The organism is Streptomyces sp. NPDC018263 (assembly GCF_055562575.1).
The window spans coordinates 304,026-325,833 of the sequence record NZ_JBVHFA010000007.1 but is presented as its reverse complement, the minus strand read 5'-3'; the positions used below and the strand labels follow the sequence as shown (position 1 = coordinate 325,833).

At 71.3% G+C, this 21,808-nt stretch carries 24 protein-coding genes; 10 read left to right on the top strand and 14 right to left on the bottom strand.

The window, feature by feature from the left end:
• Window positions 1-89 precede the first annotated feature (89 nt).
• Both ACZ3HQ_RS22020 and ACZ3HQ_RS22015 read right to left on the bottom strand, forming a co-directional pair.
• Entirely contained in the window at window positions 90-944 is an 855-nt protein-coding gene (locus ACZ3HQ_RS22020) for an oxygenase MpaB family protein (RefSeq protein ID WP_467513292.1), read from the bottom strand.
• A gap of 39 nt (window positions 945-983) precedes the next feature.
• Entirely contained in the window at window positions 984-1,379 is a 396-nt protein-coding gene (locus ACZ3HQ_RS22015) for a four-helix bundle copper-binding protein (protein WP_467513291.1), read from the bottom strand.
• A gap of 155 nt (window positions 1,380-1,534) precedes the next feature.
• Between ACZ3HQ_RS22015 and ACZ3HQ_RS22010 the strand changes: the two genes are divergently transcribed.
• On the top strand, window positions 1,535-1,888 hold the full coding sequence (locus ACZ3HQ_RS22010) for a DUF6479 family protein (RefSeq protein WP_467513289.1): 354 nt from the start codon (window positions 1,535-1,537) through the stop codon (window positions 1,886-1,888).
• Between the two features lie 27 nt (window positions 1,889-1,915).
• On the opposite strand, the gene ACZ3HQ_RS22005 is transcribed toward ACZ3HQ_RS22010, so the two are convergent.
• Complete coding sequence (locus ACZ3HQ_RS22005) at window positions 1,916-2,365, bottom strand: RpiB/LacA/LacB family sugar-phosphate isomerase (RefSeq protein WP_467513287.1); 450 nt, start codon at window positions 2,363-2,365, stop codon at window positions 1,916-1,918.
• Between the two features lie 262 nt (window positions 2,366-2,627).
• On the opposite strand from ACZ3HQ_RS22005, the gene ACZ3HQ_RS22000 reads away from it, so the two are divergent.
• On the top strand, window positions 2,628-3,113 hold the full coding sequence (locus ACZ3HQ_RS22000) for a phospholipase (protein WP_467513286.1): 486 nt from the start codon (window positions 2,628-2,630) through the stop codon (window positions 3,111-3,113).
• Window positions 3,114-3,166: 53 nt separating this feature from the next.
• On the opposite strand, the gene ACZ3HQ_RS21995 is transcribed toward ACZ3HQ_RS22000, so the two are convergent.
• Window positions 3,167-5,236, bottom strand: coding sequence for a SpoIIE family protein phosphatase (locus tag ACZ3HQ_RS21995; protein WP_467513285.1), 2,070 nt, complete (start codon window positions 5,234-5,236; stop codon window positions 3,167-3,169).
• A 284-nt stretch (window positions 5,237-5,520) separates the two neighbouring features.
• Between ACZ3HQ_RS21995 and ACZ3HQ_RS21990 the strand changes: the two genes are divergently transcribed.
• Window positions 5,521-6,885 (top strand): DEAD/DEAH box helicase, encoded by a 1,365-nt coding sequence (locus tag ACZ3HQ_RS21990; RefSeq protein ID WP_467513283.1) that lies wholly within the window; start codon window positions 5,521-5,523, stop codon window positions 6,883-6,885.
• 75 nt (window positions 6,886-6,960) lie between these two features.
• On the opposite strand, the gene ACZ3HQ_RS21985 is transcribed toward ACZ3HQ_RS21990, so the two are convergent.
• Window positions 6,961-7,344, bottom strand: coding sequence for an SRPBCC family protein (locus ACZ3HQ_RS21985; protein WP_467513282.1), 384 nt, complete (start codon window positions 7,342-7,344; stop codon window positions 6,961-6,963).
• A 107-nt stretch (window positions 7,345-7,451) separates the two neighbouring features.
• Window positions 7,452-7,880, bottom strand: a complete 429-nt coding sequence (locus ACZ3HQ_RS21980) for a CBS domain-containing protein (RefSeq protein ID WP_467513280.1) — start codon at window positions 7,878-7,880, stop codon at window positions 7,452-7,454.
• A 137-nt stretch (window positions 7,881-8,017) separates the two neighbouring features.
• Here ACZ3HQ_RS21980 and ACZ3HQ_RS21975 point away from each other — a divergent pair, with 137 nt between their 5' ends.
• Window positions 8,018-8,248 carry a hypervirulence associated TUDOR domain-containing protein gene (locus tag ACZ3HQ_RS21975; protein ID WP_467513279.1) on the top strand — a complete coding sequence of 77 codons (231 nt, stop codon included), beginning with the start codon at window positions 8,018-8,020 and terminating at the stop codon, window positions 8,246-8,248.
• 136 nt (window positions 8,249-8,384) lie between these two features.
• Here ACZ3HQ_RS21975 and ACZ3HQ_RS21970 read toward each other — a convergent pair whose 3' ends face one another.
• Complete coding sequence (locus tag ACZ3HQ_RS21970) at window positions 8,385-9,284, bottom strand: LysR family transcriptional regulator (protein WP_467513278.1); 900 nt, start codon at window positions 9,282-9,284, stop codon at window positions 8,385-8,387.
• A gap of 100 nt (window positions 9,285-9,384) precedes the next feature.
• Between ACZ3HQ_RS21970 and ACZ3HQ_RS21965 the strand changes: the two genes are divergently transcribed.
• From ACZ3HQ_RS21965 to ACZ3HQ_RS21955, 3 genes are all read left to right on the top strand, one after another.
• Entirely contained in the window at window positions 9,385-10,389 is a 1,005-nt protein-coding gene (locus tag ACZ3HQ_RS21965; RefSeq protein WP_467513276.1) for an NADP-dependent oxidoreductase, read from the top strand.
• Between the two features lie 54 nt (window positions 10,390-10,443).
• Window positions 10,444-11,001, top strand: coding sequence for a class I SAM-dependent methyltransferase (locus ACZ3HQ_RS21960; protein WP_467513275.1), 558 nt, complete (start codon window positions 10,444-10,446; stop codon window positions 10,999-11,001).
• Window positions 11,002-11,201: 200 nt separating this feature from the next.
• A complete protein-coding gene (locus ACZ3HQ_RS21955; protein WP_467513273.1) occupies window positions 11,202-11,738 on the top strand; it encodes a hypothetical protein in 537 nt (178 codons plus the stop codon).
• A 56-nt stretch (window positions 11,739-11,794) separates the two neighbouring features.
• On the opposite strand, the gene ACZ3HQ_RS21950 is transcribed toward ACZ3HQ_RS21955, so the two are convergent.
• Both ACZ3HQ_RS21950 and ACZ3HQ_RS21945 read right to left on the bottom strand, forming a co-directional pair.
• Entirely contained in the window at window positions 11,795-12,439 is a 645-nt protein-coding gene (locus ACZ3HQ_RS21950; protein WP_467513271.1) for a dihydrofolate reductase family protein, read from the bottom strand.
• Between the two features lie 89 nt (window positions 12,440-12,528).
• Complete coding sequence (locus ACZ3HQ_RS21945; RefSeq protein ID WP_467513270.1) at window positions 12,529-13,980, bottom strand: aromatic amino acid ammonia-lyase; 1,452 nt, start codon at window positions 13,978-13,980, stop codon at window positions 12,529-12,531.
• 52 nt (window positions 13,981-14,032) lie between these two features.
• Between ACZ3HQ_RS21945 and ACZ3HQ_RS21940 the strand changes: the two genes are divergently transcribed.
• Complete coding sequence (locus ACZ3HQ_RS21940) at window positions 14,033-14,920, top strand: MurR/RpiR family transcriptional regulator (protein WP_467513268.1); 888 nt, start codon at window positions 14,033-14,035, stop codon at window positions 14,918-14,920.
• Window positions 14,886-16,256 carry an MFS transporter gene (locus ACZ3HQ_RS21935; RefSeq protein ID WP_467513267.1) on the top strand — a complete coding sequence of 457 codons (1,371 nt, stop codon included), beginning with the start codon at window positions 14,886-14,888 and terminating at the stop codon, window positions 16,254-16,256. The genes ACZ3HQ_RS21940 and ACZ3HQ_RS21935 overlap by 35 nt, the downstream gene beginning before the upstream one ends.
• Window positions 16,257-16,267: 11 nt before the next feature.
• Here ACZ3HQ_RS21935 and ACZ3HQ_RS21930 read toward each other — a convergent pair whose 3' ends face one another.
• The gene (locus tag ACZ3HQ_RS21930; RefSeq protein WP_467513266.1) at window positions 16,268-17,044 is read right to left on the bottom strand and encodes a response regulator; all 777 of its coding nucleotides are present in this window, start codon (window positions 17,042-17,044) and stop codon (window positions 16,268-16,270) included.
• A 112-nt stretch (window positions 17,045-17,156) separates the two neighbouring features.
• On the opposite strand from ACZ3HQ_RS21930, the gene ACZ3HQ_RS21925 reads away from it, so the two are divergent.
• Window positions 17,157-18,749, top strand: coding sequence for an ATP-binding protein (locus ACZ3HQ_RS21925; protein WP_467513264.1), 1,593 nt, complete (start codon window positions 17,157-17,159; stop codon window positions 18,747-18,749).
• Here the strand turns inward: ACZ3HQ_RS21925 and ACZ3HQ_RS21920 are convergent.
• From ACZ3HQ_RS21920 to ACZ3HQ_RS21905, 4 genes are read right to left on the bottom strand one after another with little or no spacing between them, the layout of a single operon-like run.
• Window positions 18,746-19,240, bottom strand: a complete 495-nt coding sequence (locus ACZ3HQ_RS21920; RefSeq protein WP_467513263.1) for an HIT family protein — start codon at window positions 19,238-19,240, stop codon at window positions 18,746-18,748. The two genes, ACZ3HQ_RS21925 and ACZ3HQ_RS21920, sit on opposite strands and share 4 nt — an antisense overlap.
• Window positions 19,224-19,589: a MazG nucleotide pyrophosphohydrolase domain-containing protein gene (locus ACZ3HQ_RS21915; protein ID WP_467513261.1), complete on the bottom strand. Its 366-nt coding sequence runs from the start codon at window positions 19,587-19,589 to the stop codon at window positions 19,224-19,226. The genes ACZ3HQ_RS21920 and ACZ3HQ_RS21915 overlap by 17 nt, the downstream gene beginning before the upstream one ends.
• The gene (locus ACZ3HQ_RS21910; RefSeq protein WP_467513259.1) at window positions 19,579-21,207 is read right to left on the bottom strand and encodes a sodium/solute symporter; all 1,629 of its coding nucleotides are present in this window, start codon (window positions 21,205-21,207) and stop codon (window positions 19,579-19,581) included. Before ACZ3HQ_RS21910 ends, ACZ3HQ_RS21915 begins: the two co-directional genes overlap by 11 nt.
• On the bottom strand, window positions 21,204-21,599 hold the full coding sequence (locus tag ACZ3HQ_RS21905; protein WP_467513258.1) for a DUF485 domain-containing protein: 396 nt from the start codon (window positions 21,597-21,599) through the stop codon (window positions 21,204-21,206). Before ACZ3HQ_RS21905 ends, ACZ3HQ_RS21910 begins: the two co-directional genes overlap by 4 nt.
• Window positions 21,600-21,808: the final 209 nt, after the last annotated feature.

Below are 21,808 nucleotides of genomic sequence, written 5' to 3'. Positions count from 1 at the left end.
CAAAGGATCGCAACGGGAGCTATCCGGGAGCTATCTCCGCCGCCGACTTCCCTGTTTTTACCAGCCCTTGATCAAAGACGATCATGGTCTCACCGCGGTACGGGTGCCGGGCCGGGGCGGGCCGACGGGCCCAGGCGGGTGACCGCGTGCAGCAGGTGCCGGGGTGGGGTCCGGTGGCGCAGGCCGGCGGGGATCGCGCGCAGGAGGGTGCCCGTGGTGCGGAGGCGGCGGGTGACCGTGGCGGGCGGGGGTGCGGGGCGGCCGTAGAGGGCGTGCGCCCAGGCGGGGAGGGAGGCGTAGGCGAGGCCGGCGACGTGGCGCCAGAGGAGGGCGCGGGCCGGGACGAGGAGGGGGTGGGTCGGCGGGCGGCACAGGAAGTCGTCGACCTCGTGGGCCTCGGGTCCGGCCAGCTCGGGGCGGACCTTCTCGAAGTAGGCGTCGAGCGCCGCCCGGCCGGCGGGGACTTGGGCCGGGTCGAGGCCGACCAGGCGGGCGCCGACCCGCTGCTCGGCGAGGTAGCGGTCGGCCTGGGCGCCGGTGAGCGGGAAGCCGGAGCGGCGCAGCACGTGGAGGTAGGACCCGATCTCGGCGCAGTGCACCCAGAGCAGCAGCTCCGGCTCGCCGACCCCGTAGCGCTCACCGGTGTCCGGGTCGGTCGCGGTCAGCATGCTGTGGATCTTGCGTACGCGCTCGCCGGCGCGCTCGGCGTCCCCGGTGGTGCCGTAGGTGGTGACGCCGACGAAGTCCGCGGTGCGCAGGAGCCGGCCCCAGGCGTCCCGGCGGAAGTCGGAGTTCTGGAGCACGCCGCGCACCGCGCGCGGATGCAGGGCCTGGAGGTAGAGCGCGCGGATGCCGGCGATCCACATCATGGGGTCGCCGTGCAGATGCCAGGTCACCGAGGCCGGGGTGAACAGGCCGGGATCGCGTCCGCGCGCGTCGTCCATGCCCGCAGGCTACGCCGTGCGTTCCGCGCCGGGACAGGGTCAGGCGGCGAGGGCCGCCATGAAGTCCGTGCACGCCTGGGCGCAGGTGCGGCAGGCGGTTGCGGCGTTCTCGGCGCCGGGCTGGCCGTCGAACGCCTCGGCCGCCTCTACGCAGAGCGAACGGCACCATTCGAGCTGGAGCCGGATCTCGTCCTCGGTGCCCTCACCGTCCGCGCGGCCCTCCTCGGAGAGCGCGCGGCAGGTGGTGTCGCACACCTCGGCGCACATGATCCCGAGGCGCCGGGCGCGCTCCTGCCCGGCGGTGCCGTACGAGCCCACGAGGCTGGCGCGCACCGCGCAGGCGCGCGCACAGTCGGAGCAAGCCTGGGCACAGGCGAACCGGTCCTCCAGGAACTGGTAGAGCTGCTCCCGCGAAGGGTGGGGCGGAGGTGTCACAGAGGGCGGGTAGCCGTGGTGCGGCGGCGTAAACGCGTGGGCAACGGCCTGATGGGCGACGAGAGTTCGCGGGGCACGGGCGGTGTCCGCACAACCACGGAAAGTGTCCGATTCACACCTTTTGTACGGGGTACTCCACTGTTATGGACACCGCGATGACACAGTTGGCGGCGCCGAGCGGGCTCATGAGCCTGGTGCTCTTCGTCGTCGCCGTCGGCGTGCTGGCGCTGCTCGGGGGCGGCTTCTGGATCAACAGCCGGATCAAGGACAGGGAGCCGCCCCGGCCCAGCGCCGAGGAACAGCCGCACCTTCCCCCGGAGGGCGTGACTCGGGAGATACAGGAGAACCGGGAACCCGACGAGATCCCGCGGACCCCCAAGGGCGGCCGCGCGCTCACCCCGTACGAACTCCACAACATGCACACCAGGACCAGCGAGAACAAGGACCGGCCGCGCTGGAGCAAGGGGTCCAGCGGCTCCTTCGGCGGGGGCGGCCTGGGCGCCCACTGACCCGGAACCCTTCCTGCGGGGACCGTCTCAGCGTGACCGTGCGTCGAGTGCTTCGACGTGGGCCACGTTGCGGCGGTCCTCCTCGTCATGGCTGGGCGCGGCCGCGAACCAGGCGTCGAGGATCTCCTTCAGCAGCGGCTCCGAGGTGAGGCGGAGGCTGAGGGCGAGGACATTGGCGTCGTTCCAGCGGCGCGCGCCCTCCGCCGTGGCGGCGTCCGCGCAGAGCGCGGCCCGCACCCCCGGCACCTTGTTCGCGGCGATCGAGGCGCCGGTGCCGGTCCAGCAGCACACGACCGCCTGATCGGCCGCACCCTCGCCCACCTCCCGCGCGGCGGCCTCGGAGCACACCGCCCACTGCGGGTCGGCGCCGGTCCGCAGCGCGCCGTGCTCGCGCACCTCGTGACCGCGCTCGCGCAGCTCCGCCACGAGTAGCCGGGCCACGGGCTCGTCCATGTCGGAGGAGACGGAGATCCGCACGGGTCACCCCTTTTCTCGATGCGCCTGCTGGACTCCCACGCTACCCAATTCGGCCGCCCCCTCGACGCTGACGATGTCCGCCATCGAGCCGGCATCCCCACCGGATTGACCGGGTTGGACCTGATTCAAGCTGACGGTTTGTTGAATTCACGCGAAGAATCTTTTGACATGGACTGTTCACGCCGCCGAGTGGTGGGCCAAGCTGACCCCGCCTCGCAAACCCCGCGAGGCCCTGCTGGGCCCCACACTCCGGAGGTCTTCCATGCGCCGTCCCCACGCCGTCTCCCTCGCCGCCGCCGGTGCCGCCCTGGCACTCCCCGCGGTGCTGGTTCTCGCCAGTGACGCATCGGCGGCGCCCGCCGACAAACCGCAGGTGCTCAGCTCCTGGACCCAGACCAGCGTCACCAGCTACAACGCGTGGGTCTCCGCGCGGGCGAACCAGGGCGCCTGGGCCGCGTACGGCTTCGACTGGTCGACGGACTACTGCAGTTCCTCCCCCGACAACCCCTTCGGCTTCCCCTTCCAGACCGCCTGCGCCCGCCACGACTTCGGCTACCGCAACTACAAGGCCGCCGGCACCTTCTCCGCGAACAAGTCCCGTATCGACTCCGCCTTCTACGAGGACCTCAAGCGCGTCTGCAACAACTACTCCGGCGCCACCAAGACCTCCTGCAACTCGACGGCCTGGACCTACTACCACGCGGTCGACATCTTCGGCCTGAAGGGCGCGGACACCGCCCGCTCCTGACCGACTCCGCCGGGCACGCCATCGGTCGGCGTGCCCGGCAGCCGCAGGCGGGCCTACGCCCCGCCGAACCGCGCCAGCAGCAGCGCCACATCGTCGGCCGAAGAGTGGTCGACGGTGTCGAGGACGCTGTCGCAGGTCTGCTGGAGGGAGCCGGTCGCGCTCTCCAGCGTGCGGCAGAGGGAATGCAGTCCGACGTCGATGGCGTCGTACCGGGTCTCCACCAGACCGTCGGTGTACAGGGCGAGCAGGGAGCCCTCGGGGAGTTTGACCTCCAGTGTGCCGAAGGGGACTCCACCGACTCCCAGGGGCGCGGCGGTGGGGACGGTGAGGAGCGTGGCCCCGTGGTCCGGCTGGACGAGGACCGGCGGGAGGTGGCCCGCGCTGGAGAAGGTGCAGGTGCCGCGCCTGGGGTCGCAGACCGCGTAGACGCAGGTGGCGAAGGACTCGCTGAGCGTGGCGGCGGTCTCGTCCAGGTGGCCGAGCAGTTCGGCGGGCGGCAGGTCGAGGCGGGCCAACGCCCTTGTGGTGGTGCGCAGTTGGCCCATGATGGCGGCGGCCCGGACACCGCTGCCCATCACATCACCGACCACCAGGCCCACCTTGCCGTCGCTGAGCGGCAGTACGTCGTACCAGTCGCCGCCGACCTCGGTGCCGCTGCCCGCGGGACGGTAGCCGACCGCGATCTCCAGCCCCTCCGGCTGGTCGGGCGGGGTCTGCGGGAGCAGGCTGCGCTGGAGGGTGAGCGCGGTGTCCCGCTCGCGGCCGTACAGCAGGGCGTTGTCCACGCTGATGGCGGCCCGCCCGACGATCTCGCACACCATCTGCAGGTCGCGGCTGTCGAAGGGGCGGGTGTTGCCCGTGCGGTACAGGCTCAGTACGCCGAGCACGGTGCCGCGCGCGACCAGCGGCGCCACGAGGTAGCTGCGTACGCCCGCCTTGCGGAGTGCCGCGACGGCCTGTTCGTCGCCCGAGATCCGGCGCAGCGCGCCGGAGTCCACGCCGGGGATCATCGCCGGGGTCCCCTCCCGGACGCTGCGGCGCATCATCGGGGGCGGTTCCTCGGTGTCGAGGTCCTCCCACAGCGCGGCGCCGCCCATGGCGTCGTCCGGCTCGGCCGGGGCGACGGCGACGGTGACGAAGCGGGCCTGGTCGCCCGGCGCGGTGCGCCGGCCGGTGGCGACGGACTCCAGCAGGTCGACCGTGGCCAGGTCCGCGAACCGGGGTACGACGGCCTCGGCCAGCTCGCGCGCCGTCTGCCGCAGGTCGAGCGTGCTGCCGATGTCGGCGCTGGCCTCGGAGAGGGTGGCCAGGTGCCGGTGCGCGGCCGCGATCTCGGCGGCGGCGAGGTGGCGGGCGGTGACGTCCACGACGGACACCGCTACGCCCAGCACCTTCCCGCGCCGGTCCTCGATCCGGTAGTACGACTCCGACCAGGCGTGGTCGCGGTCCGGGTCGGCCGGGACGCGGCCGATGGTGCGGTGGTCGAGGATCGGCTCGCCGGTGCGCAGCACCCGCCGCATCGCGGACTCGATGGCCTGGGTGTCCACGCCCGGCAGCGTGTCCTCCAGCCGCCGCCCGACGACATCCTCCTCGGTCACGCCGTTGGCGGTGGTCAGGGCGGCGTTGATACGCATCCAGCGCAGCTCGGTGTCGAAGACCGCGAGGCCGACGGGCGACTGGTTGATCAGCAGCTCGGACAGGGCGAGGTCGCTCTCCACCCGGCGCACGGTGTCGACGTCGGCGGCGAGCGTCAGCCCGAGCACGTTCCCGTCGGGGTCGTGCAGACGGCCCTTGCGGTATTCGACCGAACGGGTCGAACCGTCCTTGCTCCGGGCGAGGAAGACCCCCGCGAAGCTGGTGCCGACCTGCGCCTGCCGGAACAGTTCGCGGATGCGCTGCGCGTCCTCGGGCAGCGCCAGCAGCTCGGCCATGGACCTGCCGAGCGCCTCGGTCGCGTCGTAGCCGAACAGTTGCTCGGCCTCGGGGCTCCACAGGACGATGCGGCCCCCGGCGTCCGTGACCACGGCGGAGGCGTGCAGCAGGTCGAGCAGGCCGCCGGGCAGCCTGACCGCCCGGTCCTCGGCCGGGCCGGGCCCGTGCTCCCACAGGTCCTCGGCACCCATACCTGTCGCCTTCCCGTCGACCGCCCCGGTACGAGCACACGGGGCGCGTCTTTTGCATCAGCTCATACCACTATGCCGTGCACTCCCGGTCCGCTCCTGCCCGAGCTGATCCGGGTATCAGGCCGACCGGAGCCGGGTACCGGCCCGACCGGACCCCGGTACGCCCCTTGTGTTAGCGTGAAACTTTTGCACGGTGGTGACGGCCGGTGACCCCGCCCGTCCGGTCGCCGTACCTCGTCCTACCGGGCCTTCCTCGGTACGTCCCCTCTTACGGAAGGCTTGTCATGAACCACCCGGACCCCGCCGAGTCGCAGCCGTCGGCCACCTCCTTCGCCGGCCTGGACCTGCCGCCCGCGGTGCAGCGCAAGCTCGCCGAGCTGGACGTGCGCGAGCCCTTCCCGATCCAGGCCGCCACGATCCCCGACGCCCTCGCCGGGCGCGACATCCTGGGACGCGCCCGCACCGGTTCCGGCAAGACCCTCGCCTTCGGCCTCCCGCTGCTCGCGCGTACGGCGGGTCGTCGCGCCGAATCCAAGCAGCCGCTGGCCCTGATCCTGGTACCCACCCGCGAACTGGCCCAGCAGGTCTGCGAGGCGCTCACCCCGTACGCCGACGCGCTGGGGCTGCGGATGGCCGCGGTGGTCGGCGGCATGTCGATCGGCCGCCAGATCGCCGCGCTGCGCGACGGCGCCGAGGTCGTCGTCGCCACGCCGGGCCGGCTGCACGACCTCATCGAGCGCAAGGCGTGCCGTCTGGGCCGGGTCCGGATCACCGTCCTCGACGAGGCCGACCAGATGTGCGACATGGGCTTCCTGCCGCAGGTCACCGAGGCGCTGGAGCAGGTACGGCCCGACGGTCAGCGCATGCTGTTCTCCGCGACCCTGGACGGCGATGTCGACGGACTGGTCCGCGACCACCTCCAGGACCCGGCCGCGCACTCCGTCGACCCGTCGGCGGGCGCCGTCACGACGATGGACCACCATGTCCTGGTGGTGCACGGCCCGGACCGGTACGCCGTGACCACGGAGATCGCCGCGCGCGACGGCCGCGTCCTGCTGTTCCTGGACACCAAGCACGGCGTCGACCAGCTCACCCGGCACCTGCGGGCCAGCGGGGTGCACGCGGCGGCCCTGCACAGCGGCAAGTCCCAGCCGCAGCGCACGCGTACCCTCGCGCAGTTCAAGGACGGGCAGATCACCGCGCTGGTGGCGACCAACGTCGCGGCGCGCGGCCTGCACATCGAGGACCTCGACCTCGTGGTCAACGTCGACCCGCCCGCCGACGCCAAGGATTACCTGCACCGGGCGGGCCGTACCGCGCGCGGCGGCGACTCCGGCAGGGTGGTCACGCTGGTGCTGTCGGGCCAGCGGCGCGAGCTGAGCAAGGTGACGTCGGAGGCCGGTATCGAGCCGACGGTCACCAAGGTGCGCTCGGGCGAGGCGGCGCTGTCCCGCATCACCGGCGCGCGCAGGCCGTCCGGCACCCCGCTCGACGGTGGTCCGTCGTCGCGGCCCAAGAACACCAACGCGCCCTTCCGGGGCATGGGCTCCAGCAAGGACACGTCCGGCGGCCGGCCGTCCCGCAAGACGAGCGAGGCCCGCAAGCTGGCCGAGGCCAGGCGGGCGGCGCAGGTGCGGCGCGGGCGCTGAGTCGGGCGCGGGGGCTCAGGTGGGGCGCGGGCGCTGAGTCGCGCGCCGGGGCTCAGGTGCGGCGCGAGCGCCGGGTCAGACGCGGGTGAGCCGGTGCAGCGCCCAGTCGACCATGGGCGCGTAGACCAGCGGTACCGGTACGGGTGCCGTCAGGTGGACGGCGACCCTGGTACCGGTGCCCTGCGGTTCCATGGTGTGCCCCACCAGTACCGGGATACCGAGAAAGTTGACCTTCCAGGCCCAGGCGCCCCTGGGTTCATCGACCTCGGTGACCACGAACCGCCCCCGCAGGAACCCCGCCACCTCCACCTCACCCCGGGCACCCGGCCGGATGACGTCCCCCTCCGTCCGGACCGCCCGCAGATGCGGCGCCCACCGGGCCCACTCCTCGTACCGCGCGTACCGTTCCCAGACCACATCGGGCGCGGCGGGGCCCGCAACCGTGACGGTATGCCGCATGACCGACCTCCCAGCGGTGTCCGGCCCAATGTACGAGGGTGGGCGCGAAGATGCGCGACGAGCGGGGACGCCGTCCGGGCGCCTGCCCGCTCGCCGGCAGGAGTGGCCTAGCTGTCGCCGCGCGACTTGCGGGCGTGTTCCGGGGTGGGTGAGTCGATGCGGCCCGAGCGGCCCTGGAGGCGGGGATCACTCGCGTTCACGATGCCCACCGGGGAACCGCTCTCGATGACGGCGACCTGGCGGACCGAGTTCTCCTCCATCAGCCGGGCGACGTTGTCGAGACCGTCGTCGATGTCGACGGTGACGAGCCCGCCACGCACCATCTCGGCCACGGTCGTCCTGTCGGCGTCGGCCGACTCCGCGAGGGCGCGTACGACGAGGTCGTGATCGCTGACAAGTCCCCGCAGCGCACCGCCCTCCACCACGAGCACGACGTCGACCTCGCCGTCACGCATCGTCCGCGCCACGGACGTGACCGACTCCTGGCCGTCCACCGTCGTGGGGTTTCCCGTCATGATCTCGCGCACGCTGTCCATCGCCACTTCCTCCTTGATCGGCCACGGTCCTACGCCCCACCGTGTACCCCCGGAACCGCCCCCGACCCCGCGCCCGGGTGCGAAGGGGCCGGCGCCCGGCCAGGGTGGGAGGACAGCCCCCTCACCCAGGAGCCCATATGAACGCCTCCGACAGGGACCGCCCCGCCAAGGGCGACAAGGTCGCCTGGAGCACCCACGGCACCGAGACCACCGGCAAGGTCGAGAAGAAGATCACCGACCGCACCGAGGCCGCCGGCCGCACGGTCGACGCCTCTCCCGACGACCCCCAGTACGAGGTCCGCAGCGACAAGTCTGGACGGACCGCGGTGCACAAGCCTTCGGCGCTGAGGAAGAAGGGGAAGTCGTAGCGGGCGGCCCCCGTACTCCGCGCGGACCCGATGGGGTCGGACGCGTGGTCGGCCCGGTCCGACGCGCGGCACGCGGTGGAGTCGACGCTCGGGTCCCCCGTGGTCGCGCCCAGCAGAGCCTTGGGCACTGGCTGCGTCAGATGGCGGAGCCGGCGGCCCGCAGCTCTCGCACCAGAGCGCGCACGACGGCGGAGCCGGCGAGCTCCGGGGTGGTCACATAGCCGATACGGCGCGTCGGGCGCTCCGGACCGAGATCGGTGATCTCGATCGAGTCCGGTGCTCCGACCAGGGAGAGCGCGGGCATGATCGCCATTCCGTGCCCCCCGCTCACGAGCGAGAGCACTGCTCCGTCGTCCTCGGCCTCGATGGTGGCCCGCGGGATCCAGTCCTGTGCGCCCCACCAGGCGCGGGTGTACGAGCCGCAGTTCTCGACCCAGTCGACCAGCGGCAGCGAGCGCGGAGCCGGGTGCCCGGCCGGATGCACCAGGGAGTAGCTCTCTTCGAAGAGTCCGCGCGCCAGCAGCCCCGCCGGCAACCGCGCTGCGTCCAGTGTGGCGATGGCGAGATCCGACCGCCCGTCGGCCACCTCGCCCGCCGTGCCGCGCCCGAGCTCGCGGACGATGCGTACCTGCGGCTCGATCCCGGGATACCGCGCGCGCAGCCGCTGCAGGACCGGCGGCAGCAGGTGCAGCGCCGTGCTGCGGAAGGCCGCGATCCGCAGCGGGCCCTCCGGCCCCTGCGTCGCCTCGGGCCGGGAGGCTCCCCGCACCTCGGCGACGAGCACGTCCAGCAGCCGCAGGACACGGCGCGCATGCGCCACAGCCTTCTCCCCCGCCGGAGTGGGTCTCGCACCGCTGCGGCCGCGTTCGAACAGAACGGCGCCGATCTTGCGCTCGCTGCCGCGCACCGAGTGGGAGACCGCGGACTGGGTCAGGCCGAGCGTTTCGGCCCCGGCCGAGAAGCCGCCGGCGTCCGCGACCGCCACCAGGATGCGCAGTTCGTGCGGAGCGAGATCGGTGTCGCTGGTGCGGGCCACAGGGTGCTCACCTCAGGATATGAGAACGACTCATGGAACAGGGCGTCACATGAGGTCAACTGCCTGCCCGAGGGCCCCATTCCCTTCCTACGGTCCCGTCATGACCGAGAACGCGATCACCGTCCAGCAGACCGCCCGCCCTCACGGCTTCCCCACCACCAGGGATTTCGCCTTCGTCGAGTCCGCGATTCCCGATCCCGCGGTCGGCACCGCGCTCGTGGAGAACCTCTACTGGTCCGTCGACCCGTACCACCGCGAGATGATGGACGACGTGCCCGGCGGCTTCGCGCTCCACACGCCGCTAGAGGGCCGGACTCTCGGGCGCGTCGTCGCCTCGCGGACGCCGGCGCTGACTGAGGGCGAGATCGTGTTCCACCGGCAGGGCTGGCGCACGCATTCCGTGGTCCGGCCCGAGGAGATCCGCAAACTCCCCCGCTTCGACGGGGTCCCCCTGACGGCCTACCTGAGCGTCCTCGGCGGCACCGGACTGACCGCCTACGTGGGCCTCACCCGCATCGCCCGGCTCCGGGAGGGCGACGACCTCTTCGTCTCCGCCGCGGCCGGCGGGGTCGGCACCGCCACCGGCAGGTTCGCCCGGCTGCTGGGCGCCGGCAGACTCGTGGGCAGCGCGGGCTCGGCGGCCAAGGTCGACCACCTGATCCGGGAGGTGGGCTACGACGCGGCGTTCGACTACCACGACGGCCTCGCCGCTGAACTGCTCGCCAAGGCGGCACCGGACGACATCGACGTCTTCGTCGACAACGTCGGCGGCGAACAACTGGCCGCCGCGGTGGGCGCACTGCGCGAGTTCGGGCGCATCGTCCGGATCGGCACCATCAGCCGCTACAACACCCCGGACGCGCCCCCGCCGCACTTCAACTACTCGGACATCGTGGAGAAGAGCCTCCGCATGGAGGGCTTCCTGGTCAGCAACTACCGTGATCTGCAGGACGAGTTGTACGAGTTCGCGGTTCCCCATCTGCAGAGCGGCCGGCTAGCGCTGGACCAGACGGTGGTGGACGGATTCGAGCACATCGTGGACGCGTTCCTGGGCATGCTGCACGGCAAGAACACCGGAAAGATCATCGTGCGGGACCATGCGTAGACCTGGGCGGTTCTCAAACTGGGATCACACCACGGCACTTGACCTTGCCCAAAGGTGAAGGCCGACAGTATCCGCGGTGACCAAGCCGGCGAGCTGAGCACGTTGGAGTTGGCCTGCGGAACCGGTCAGTGGACCCCGAGGCTCGCAGCGCGGGCGCGGTCGGTGACGGCTGTCGATGCGTCAGCCGAAGTGTTGGCCCTCGCCCGTGCGCGCACGGCATCCCCCACCGTCCAATTCCTCCAGGCAGACCTGTTCCAGTGGCAGCCGCCACGACGCTACGACACCGTGTTCTTCGCCTTCTGGCTCTCCCATGTCCCGCCGGCACGGCTGCCCCGTTTCTGGAACACCGTCGCCGCCGCGCTCGCGCCGGGCGGCAAGGCAGTCTTCGTCGACGACGGCCCCGCCGCAGCGGCACACGAGGAAGTCCTCGCGGACCAGCCGGCCCCGGCAGCACTGCGCCGGCTCGACGATGGCAGCCAGTACCGCATCGTGAAGGTGTTCCACGATGCCCAGACCCTCACGGACGACCTCACCACGCTCGGGTGGTCGGTTCATATCCGGACCATGGCCGGGAACTTCATCGGCATCGCCGAACCCCCGGCCACCCCCTGACCACACCGTGCAGACGGACCAGATCACCTGGCTCCGAACATGGGCGGTTCGCGCACCGGTTCAAGCCGCCGGCGTACCCCGCCACGGTGCAGGTCGGCCACGTACCGGTGATTCATCTGGATTCCTCACCCCTCGTCCCGTCCGCGGTCTACCGTGAAGGCACGCCGCGCGGACCGTCGCGGCCCCGTGAGAGGAGTCCTGTGTCATCACCTTGCGATCCCTCAAAAGCGCCCGTCGGCGACGTGGGTGGAGCGCTCCTGATGATCGACTCTCGGCTCCAGGCGATCTATGACGACAAGGCTGAGGTCGATCCCGAATACCAGCGGCTGCTCGACCAGTTCGCCGCGTCCCTGGGCCCTTCGGGGCTCGACGCGCTGCTGGACGGCACCTGCACGCTGATCTACCTGTACATGAAGTGGCTGCGGCTGGCCTGCGAGGCGCACGACCAGGACGTCATCGAGACCGTGGTGCCCACCCTGGTGAGCACGATGCGCAAGATGCCGCAGACCTTCCGTCCCGAGGTCATCCCCATCATGGCCGGGCTGCTCATCTCCTCGGGCCTCGGGCTGAGCCCGAGCCTGTGGCGTGCGCAGTACGGGCGTTGGACCGACGCCGAGATGAACCCGCTGGAGGGGACGGCGGTTCTGCTCGCCGAGCACATCAACCGGATGTCCGACGACCGTGACTTCGCCACCCGCATGGTCACCGACGCCCTGACCGGCGCGGACAAGGAGTAAAGAGCGGCCCCCCCGCCTCAGGGCAGCTCCGGTCGCGGGGCTGCCCTGAGCGCTGGTCACTTGCGCCAGAACAGGTGGTGCGTCACCCCGCTCGGGCTGGGCACGACGTCCCGGTGGAACCGGTCCAGCAGGTCGTCGGGGGAATCCCAGAGGCGTACGCCCGAGCCGAGCTCGAACGGCGAGACCGCCACGTGCAGGGTGTCGACCAGGTCGGCGTCGAGGAACTCCCGGATGGTGGTGGCCCCGCCCCCGAGCCGTACGTCCTTGCCCTGCGCCGCCTCCTTGGCCTGCGCGAGCACGTCCGCCGGTTCCCCCTCCACGAAGTGGAAGGTGGTGTCGGACAGGGTGATCGAGGGCCGCTTGTGGTGCGTCAGCACGAACACCGGTGTCCGGAAAGGCGGTTCGTCGCCCCACCACCCCTGCCACTCCAAGTCCTCCCAAGGCCCGCGCTGCGGCCCGAACTTGTTCCGCCCCATGATCTCCGCGCCGATGTTCCGCGCGTAGTCCCGCGTGAGGTAGTCGTCCAGCCCCCGGCTCCCGCCCGGCTCGGTCCGCATCGGCCAGCTCGCCGTGGCCCCGGCCCACCCGAAGAACCTCCCGGGATCGACATGCCCGAACGGCCGCTCCAGCGTCTGATCCTCCCCGGCCCCGATCCCATCACTGGAAACATTGAAGTTCTGCACCCGCAATAGCTGACCCACGGCTTCCTCCGGACTGTCGACGGTGATGGTGAGACTGACGGGACCTCTGAAACTCATCGCGGATCGACTACCCATGCAGGGCTCCGCGCCTACAGAACCGCCAGCCGGTCCAACAGCCGTTCCGCCTGCTGGATTTCGGTGCTCAGGGGGTGATCCTCGGCCACATGCGGGAGGCCGGCCGAGGCCATGGTGAAGGCGTGGCGGAGGGGGGTGTCGGGGAGTTCGGTGCCGGACATGCGCAACGCCCTGACCGCGCCCAGGAGTTCGCAGGCCAGGACCGTGCGGTAGGCGGCTGTGGCCGCGACCGTGCTGCGGACGGCGTGGGTGGAGAAGCTGGCGTGGTCCTCCAGGCCGCGGGAGATGACGGCGGTGCCGAGGGTGACCGGGGAAGCGGCGTGGCGGAGGGTGCCGAGGGCGTCGTGGGCGACGTACTCGAGGATCATGACGCCGGAGCTGTCCGCCGGGCCCTCGGCGAGGAAGGGCGGCAGGCCGCTGAGGTCGGGTTCGACGAGGTCGCTGAGGCGGGCGGCGGACAGCTCGGCGGTGTGGTGGAGCGCGGCGCGCAGGTAGTCGAAGGCCAGCGCGACCGGTGCCGTGGAGAACTGCCCGTGGTGGAAGGCTTGCTGGGTCTCCGTGTCGATCAGCGGGTTCTCCGCCGCCGCGTTGATGTCGACCTCCAGCACCTGTTCCACATGCGCGGCGGCCTCCAGCGCGGGCCCCTGCACCTGGGGGAAGGCCCGTAGACCGAACGGGTCCTGGAGGCGCCGGCCGGGCGGCAGGTCGCCGCCGGAGGTGAGCAGCCGGCGCAGCTCGGCGGCACACCGCACGGCGCCGGGGTGCGGCCGCGAGGCGTGTACGCGCTCGTCGTACGCCTCCGCCGAACCGCCCAGCGCGCAGAAGGTCAGCGCGGTCACGACATGGCTCGCCGCAAGGAGCCGGGACAGGTCGTGCCAGGCGAGCACCGCCTCCGCGAGGGTCGCGGCGTTGCTGGAGATGAAGGCGAGCGCGTCACCGGGGCTGATCGCGACGGGGTCGATCCCGCCGGACTCCCAGGGCAGTTCACCGGCGAGGGTCAGCGCGATCTCGGCCAGCGCGGTGAGGTCGCCGGTGCCGATCGCACCACGGGTGTGTACGAGGGGCAGGGCTCCGACACGCAGGGCCTGTTCCAGCGCCCGGAGCAGCCGGGGGTGTACGCCGCTGCCGGCGGCGGCGAGCTGGTTGAGGCGTACGGCCATGACCGCGCGCACCGCGTCGTCGGGCAGCGGGGCGCCGGTGCCGCCGGCGTGGCTGCGCAGCAGGCGCAGGCCGTGCAGGTCGGCGCCGTCGGGGTCGACGACGATGTGACGATTGGCGCCGACGCCGGTGGTCCGGCCGTAGACCGCGCCCTTCGCGCCCAGCTCCACGGCCAGTTCGTAACTCTGTTCCGCCCTGGTCAGCGCGTCGGACGCCAGCTTCGGCCACGCGCTGCGCCGGGCCACGCGGACCACGTCGGCACACCGCAGCCCGGCGCCGCTGATCAGGATGCGGCTGGAGTCGGTCATCGCCACCCCTCTTGACAAGAGTTCATTCATTGATGCGAATAGCATGTAACTCTTGATTCATCCTGCTGGCAAGAACCTGCCGGCGAGAAGGCGAGAAGGCGAGAAGGAGAACCTGGTGCCCCGGTCGCTGCACGAGCTGCTCACCGCGCACCGCCTCACCCCCGCCCAGCGGCGCATCGCCAGCTACCTGGCCGAGCGTCCGCGCGACGCCGCCGCGCTGACCAGCGCCGAGCTGGCCGAGCACGCGCAGGTGAGCCAGCCGTCGGTGACCCGTTTCGTCGCGCTGCTCGGCTTCGACGGGTACGCGCAGTTCCGGCGCTATCTCCGTACGGCGACGACCGAGCCGGTCGTGGAGCGCGGCGGCAACAAGTTCCAGGCCGCCGTCGACGCCGACCTGCGCAACCTCGCCGCGCTGCGCGCCCAGCTCGCCGACGAGTCCCGGCTGCGCGCGATCGCCGAGCGGCTGATGGCGTCCGTTCCGCTGGTCGTCGTGGGGTACCGCGTGTCGGCCGCGCAGGCCGCGTCGTTCGCCTACCTTGCCAGCAAGATCCATCCGGATGTCCGGCTGCTGACCGACTCGGGCAGTGTGTTCGGCGACCATTTGCGGCACGCCCACCGGTGTGGCGCTCAAACACTGGTGATGGTCGCGCTCCCCCGCTACCCGCGGGAGTGCGCGGCCGCGCTCCAACAGGCTCGCACCCTGGGCCTGCACACGCTTGTGATCACGGACCGGCTCGTCACGGCGCTCACCCCGCTCGCCGACGACGTGCTGAGCGCGGGAGTCGCCTCCGAGTTCGTGTTCGACTCGCACGCCGCGGTCGTCTCGCTGACCGTGGCGCTGGTGGAGGCGATGGCCGACGCGGCCGGTGCCTCGGCCAGGCAACGACTGGAAGGTTTCGAAGACTATGCCGCAGAGCAAGACCTCTTCCTCCGGGAGTGACAACCCCGGACCCGCGGGGAGCGACCAGGCGGCGACCGCGTTCGACGACGCTCCCCTCAACCGCTTCCATCTGCGCATCACGGCACTGACGTTCTGCGCCAATTACTCCGACGGTTATGAACTGGGCATCATCAGCATCGCCCTGCCGTTGATCGCCAAGCAGTTGGGGTTCGGCTCCGTGTGGGAGGGGCTGCTCGGCGCGGCGGCGCTGATCGGCATCTTCCTCGGCAGCGTCGTCGTCGGCTTAGGTGCCGACCGGATCGGCCGTCAGCGCCTCTACACGTACAACTTCCTGCTCATCTCGGTCGCGTCGGCCGCCGAGTTCTTCGTGACCGGTCCCACCCAGTTGTTCGTACTGCGGCTGCTGATCGGCATCGGTATCGGCGCCGACTACGCGCTGGGCCCGACGCTGGTCGCCGAGTTCGTACCGCGCCGCTACCGGGGCGGGCTGCTCGCGTCCCTGACCGTCATGTGGACGGTGGGGTACGTGGTGGCGTTCTTCCTCGGCAACTGGGTGGTCGGCCTGGGCGGCGAGGCGTGGCGGTGGCTGCTCGCGTCCAGCAGTCTGCCCGCGCTGGCGGTGGTGCTGCTGCGGCTCGGTGTGCCGGAGTCCCCGCGCTGGCTGGTCGCGCGCGGGCACCTCGATCAGGCGCGGGCCGTGGTGCGCCGACTGGGCGGCCACGAGGACGCGGTCGCGTCGCTCGCCCGTATCGCGCGCGCCGCCGCCGAGCGCCCCCGTGCCCGCTACCGCGACCTCTTCGGCCCCGAGTACTGGCGGCGCACGGCGTTCGGCGTCATCTTCTACAACGCCCAGGTGGTGCCGTACTTCGCCATCTACACGTTCCTGCCGCTGGTGCTGGCCAAGATCGGGGTCGGCGAGCAGGACACCACCAGCGACGGCATCCTGAACCTGTTCCTGCTGGGCGGCAGTGTGGCGGGCCTGTGGTTCGTGGCGAAGATGACCCGGCGCGGGCTGACGATCTGGTCCTTCGTCGTCCTGATCGCCGCGCTCGCCCCCATGGCGGCCTGGCCCGACGCGCCCAAGGCCCTGCTCTTCCCGCTGTTCCTGGTCTTCACCTTCACCATGTCGGCGGCCGTCAACCTCGACCAGGTCTACCCGGCCGAACTCTTCCCCACCGACCTCCGCAGCTCCGGCGTCGGCCTCCTCAACGGCATGAGCCGCATCGGCTCCGCGATCGGCACGTTCCTCCTCCCCCTGAGCCTCGACCACATCGGCTTCTCCCCCACCATGCTGGCCCTGACCGCGGTCCTCGCGATCGGCCTGGCGGCGTCGGTGGCCTGGGCCCCGGAAACGAAGAACGTGGCCCTGGACTGAGGGCCCGCGGTTCAGGCGCGGGGCGGGCGGGTCGCCGTCTCCAGGTAGAAGGCGTCGATGCTCTGGACGGCCTGTTCGAACTCCGCGAGGTTGACGGGCTTGGTGACGTAGGCGTTGGCGTGGCCCTGGTAGGCGCTGGCGACGTCGTCGGGAGCGGAGGACGTGGTGAGGACGACGACGGGGATGGTCTGGAGCTCCTCGTCCGCCTTGAGGATCTGGAGCAGCTCGCGGCCGTTCATACGGGGCATGTTGAGGTCGAGCACGATGAGGTCGGGCCGCACGCTGTCCGGGGAGCGCAGGTGCTCCAGCGCGGCGACTCCGTCGGTGACCTGGACCAGGTTCCGGGCGCCGCGCTCGGAGAGGGCCTCCTCGATGAGGAGGGCGTCGGCGACGTCGTCCTCGACGAGCAGGACGTCGAAGGGGCGGGTGGGGGTGGTCATCATCGGATGCTCCGTGGGTGCTTCATTGGAGTGGGTGAAGAGGCCCGGCCAGCGGCGCCGGGCGCCCTGGCGCGTCATGTCGCTGGCCTCGCCGAGCTGGGGGTAGCCGGCGCCCGCGCGTGCGGCGTCCACGGCCGCCGCACGCTGGAGGCGTTCGGCGGCCCGCTGGAGATGCGTCAGTACGTGCAGCCGGGTCAGCGCGTGCATGGGATCGTCCGGCGAGGGAAGACGGGAACTCTCCTCCGCCACCTCGTGGACGATGCGCCGCGCGGCCTCGTCGACCGCGGCGTCCGCGAGCGCGGCCATCTCCTGCGGTGCGGTCGGCACGACGAAGTTCTTGCCAGGCATGACCAGCAGAGTAAGCCCTCGGCCTCACCCGCGACAACAACAGTTGTCATCGTCGCCTAAGGTAAGCCTGCGCCGCTGCGATCGCGGCCGTCACCGCGGAGGGGAACAGAGGATGACCGTCGACGAGAAGCCGCCGCACCCGCGGGAGCTGTCCCGCTGGACGACTCGGCGCTGGCTTCGCCTCGGAGTCACCGTAGCGATGTCCGTCCTGGTGCTCCTGGGCGCGACCGGCGCCTGGGCCCTGGCGCGGACCGCGTCGATCAGCGACAACCTCGTGGACGTGAAGTCCCCCGCGCTCACGACCTCGATCCGGCTGGAGTCGGCGCTGCTCAACCAGGAGACGGGCATCCGCGGTTACGGGGTCACCGGCACGACCGACTTCCTCGAACCGTACCGGCAGGGGCTCGATCAGCAGAGGACCTATACGAAGGATCTGTCGGACCTCCTCCGGGGCAACCCCGCACGCCTGCGTGACCTGAAGGCCGTCGAGGACCGCGTCGAGACGTGGCAGGCGCAGGTCGCGCGGCCGATCGCGGCCTCACCGCCCGGCAGGCCCTCGCCCCTGGCCACCCAGTACGCGGTCAAGGGCAAGGGGGCCTTCGACGCCGTGCGCGCGGCCATGACCACCCAGCAGGACCGACTGCGCGCCGACCGCGCGGCGACGCGGGCGGACCTGGCCGCCACGATGCGCCTGCGTAGCTGGATCTTCACCGCCATCGCGGCCGTCATCGTTGCCCTCGCGGTGATCGTCTCCGAGGCGCTGCGCCGGGGTATCACCGGGCCGCTGGAGCGGATCGCCGCGGACGCCCGGACCATCACGGAGGGCGACTTCGGGCACTCGATCACCCCGACCGGCCCCGCCGACCTGCGGCAGTTGAGCGGCGAGATCGAGTCCATGCGCAGGCGGCTGGTGCGGGCGCTGGACTACAGCGAGGAGGCCCGGCTGCGCCTGGACGAGCAGTCCGCCGACCTCAAGCGGTCCAACGCGGAGCTGGAGCAGTTCGCGTACGTCGCCTCGCACGACCTCCAGGAACCGCTGCGGAAGGTGTCCAGCTTCACGCAGTTGCTCCAGCGGCGGTACGGCGGTCAGCTCGACGAACGGGCGGACCAGTACATCGACTTCGCCGTCGACGGCGCGAACCGCATGCAGACCCTCATCAACGACCTGCTCGACTTCTCCCGCGTGGGACGCGTCCACAACACCCACCAGAGCGTCGACCTCAACACGGTGATGAAGCGGACCCTCACCGCGATCAGCGTCAGCATCGAGGAGTCGGGCGCGGTGATCACCCGTGACGAACTGCCCACCCTCATCGCCGACTCCACGCAGATGGGCATGCTCTGGCAGAACCTGATCGGCAACGCCATCAAGTTCCGCCGCCCGGGCGACACCCCGGTCATCCACATCTCCGCCGAGCAGGACGGCGAGTTCTGGCGCTTCGCCGTCACCGACAACGGCATCGGCATCGCCGCCGAGTACGCCGAGAAGGTCTTCGTCATCTTCCAGCGCCTCCACACCAAGGACCGCTACCAGGGCAGCGGCATCGGCCTCGCCATGTGCAAGAAGATCGTCGAATTCCACGGCGGCACCATCGCGGTCGACCTCACCCACACCGAGGGCACCCGCATCGTCTTCACCCTGGCCAGCAAGCCGCCGGAGCTCGGCGAGCCGGAGGACACGGACTCCCTCGCGGCGACGCTCTAGGCCCCGCCCGGGCCCGCCCCGAGAAGGGCACGCAGCCGCCGCGCCAGGTCGGCGTTCTCGGCCGGGGTCGGGGTGAGGACACCGTTCTCGGTCATCAAGGCGTGGAACTGCTGCCGCTCGTACGGCACGCCGGGCGGCAGGCCGGCGATGTGCCAGTGCAGGTGCGCGTTGCCCTGCCGACTACCAAGGGACAGCAGGTACGTCCGCTCCGGGCGCAGGGCCTCCTCCATGGCCAGTGCGACCCGGCGGACGACCAGCATCAACTCGGTGTACGCCGTCTCGTCCAGATCGCGGACGGCGTGCTCGATGTGTGCCTTGGGTGCGACGAGAAGCTTGCCAGGGAGGGTGGGCCACCGGTCGAGGAAGGCCACGTGGGCGTCATCCTCGTAGACCGGTTCGTGCCGGTAGTCGGGGTGGCCGTCGAGGTACGCGCAGATGAAGCAGGGGCCGTTGCGAGCGCGGGCGGCATAGGCGTCAAGGTCCATGGTCATCGTCCTCGGCCTTCTCGGGTCCGCCGGTGGCCAGGCGGGCCTTGATCGTCGTCTCCAGTTCCGTCATCGTGCGGTGGAACGCTTCGTGGAGGTCGATGCCGTAGCGGTCGGCGAGGGTGAGCACGGACCAGAGGCAGTCCGCGAGTTCGTGCTCCAACGCCGCGCGGCCGCCCGGCACTTCGCGGGCGCCCTCCGCCGCCATGACCAGCTTGGCCAGGTCGCCCACGTCCCCGACGAAGCCGAGCATGAACTCCTCGTTGGTCCACACCCGGCCCCGTTCGGAGAGGTTCAGCCGGTCGTAGAGGTCGCGGACGTGCCCCGCCCGTCGCCGGAACTCGTCAAGAGCCATCCGTGCCTCCCGCCGGCCGGTCTTGAGCCGACGGCCCCGTGAGGAGGCGGTGCTCGGTGGCTTCGTACCGCGCGCGCTCCCGGTCGGCGGCGGACTTGCCGGAGAGGAGGGAGACGAGCCAGCCGGCGAGGAAGCCCGCCGGGATGGAGGCGAGGGCCGGGGTGTTGTAGGGGAACCAGTCGAAGTCGGCCTCGGGGAAGGCGGAGAGAGGGGTGCCGGAGACGAGGGTGGTGCCCGGGGTAAGGGCGAGGACGGTGAGGGAGCCGACGACGAGCGTGGCGAGCAGGCCGGCGCGGCTGTAGCGACGCCAGAAGAGGGTGTAGAGCAGCGCGGGCGCGATGGCGGAGGCGCCGAGGGTGAAGGAGAGGGTCGCCAGCGGCTGCAGGCTGCGGTGCTGGGCGAGTGCGGCCACCAGGATGACGGGGATGCCGACCAGCAGGGCGCACGAGCGGGCGAGGGTGAGTTCCCGCGCCGGTGCCATCGGGCGGGAGGCCGTCAGGTCGTGGGCGAGAGCGTTCGCGCAGGCCAGCGTCATGCTGGCCACGGAGGCGAGCAGGGTCAGGAACACGGCGGTGGTGACGGTGGCGAAGAGCAGACTCCCGGACCGGGAGAGGCTCGCGCCGAACGCGGCGCGGGCACCGAGCAGATAGGCGGTCGTGCCGTGCGGATCGGCCCCGGTAATGCGGGCGTGCCCGAGAAGCGCGGTGGCCCCGGTGCAGATCAGCACGAGCATCAGAATGAACAGGGTGACCGAGGAGACCGCCCAGGACATCGCCCGCCGCACCTGGCGCGGGGTCCCGGCGGTGTACATGCGCATGGTGACGTGCGGCAGACACCCGGCGCCCAGCACGATCGCGCACTGGGTGCTCGCCAGGTCGAGCGCGGGGTGTGGGCTGCTGGAGTACTGCAGTCCCCAGCGCAGATAGGCGGGGCCCGCCCCGCTCTCGCGCGCGGCGGTGCGGAACAGTGCCTCGGCGCTCCAGCCGAAGGTGTGCAGGATCAGCCCGCTGACGACCAGACCGGAGGCGAGCAGCATCACCGTCTTGAATATCTGCACGAGCGCGGTACCCCGCATCCCGCCGAGCGCCGCGTAACTGATCATGAGTATCCCGGCTCCGGCCACACAGCCGTTCTTCGCGGCCGGTTCGGTGAAACCCATGACGTAGGCGAGGAGTTCACCCACCCCGGCGAGCTGGACGATCATCATCGGGACGAGCGCGAGCAGGGTGACCGCGCAGGCCGCGATACGGACGGACCGTGCGGGGTGGCGGTGGCCGAGCACGTCGCCCATGGTGTAGCGGCCGGTGTTGTGGAGCGGCTCGGCGAGCAGGAACATCAGCAGGAGCAGGGACAGTACGGCGCTGAGCGCGAGGACCACCCCGTCGTACCCGCAGAGCGCGATGATGCCGCCGATGGTGAGCACGGTGGCGGCGGAGATGTAGTCCCCGGCGATGGCGAGCCCGTTGCGCAGCGGCGAGAGGGATTTGTAGCCGGTGTAGAACTCGGCGAGGTCGTCCGCGTCCGGACCGGTGAGAACGCAGAGCAGCAGGGTCAGCGCGACGACGGAACAGAAGGCGGCCAGGGACCAGGACTGCGCGGGACCGCTGAACTCCGTCACCGGCCTCCTTCCCGGTGCACGGGCGCCGGGTAGGACGAGCGGGCGCTACGGGCCAGCGGGTCGACGAGCCGGTAGGCGGTGGCCTCGTACAGCAGGACGGCCAGCCAGGTGACAGGGATCTGTACGAGGGCCAGGACGAGCCCGGTGGGCAGTCCGCCCGGACCCGGACGGGTCATCAGCCAAGGGGCCTTGACGGTCAGCGTGAGGAACACGGCGAAGTAGCCGAGCGCGGTGAGGGACGCCACGCGCCGCTGCCAGCGGTAGGCGCGGCGCAGCATGCGCAGGGTGCGGTGCGGACCGGAGCGCGGGCCCGGCGGCTCCGTCGGACCGTGTCCCCTCGACCAACTGGGCTCGTGACGATCGAAGGGTAACTCGGAGCTGTCGTAGGACACTTCGTGATCTCCTGGCGGGGACCGGGCCCGGAACGAGACGGACCGTGCGGGATGACCATGACGCTATGTCGACATGTTCCCTGCCGGGGACCGTTCTAGGCCAGAGGGCACCGGAGGACGAGCCCGCCGCCGGATCGAAGCACAACGACCCGGACCGGCGAGGTCCGCCGCGCCGTGCTCCGCGACGGGCCACCGTCGTCCTGACCCGA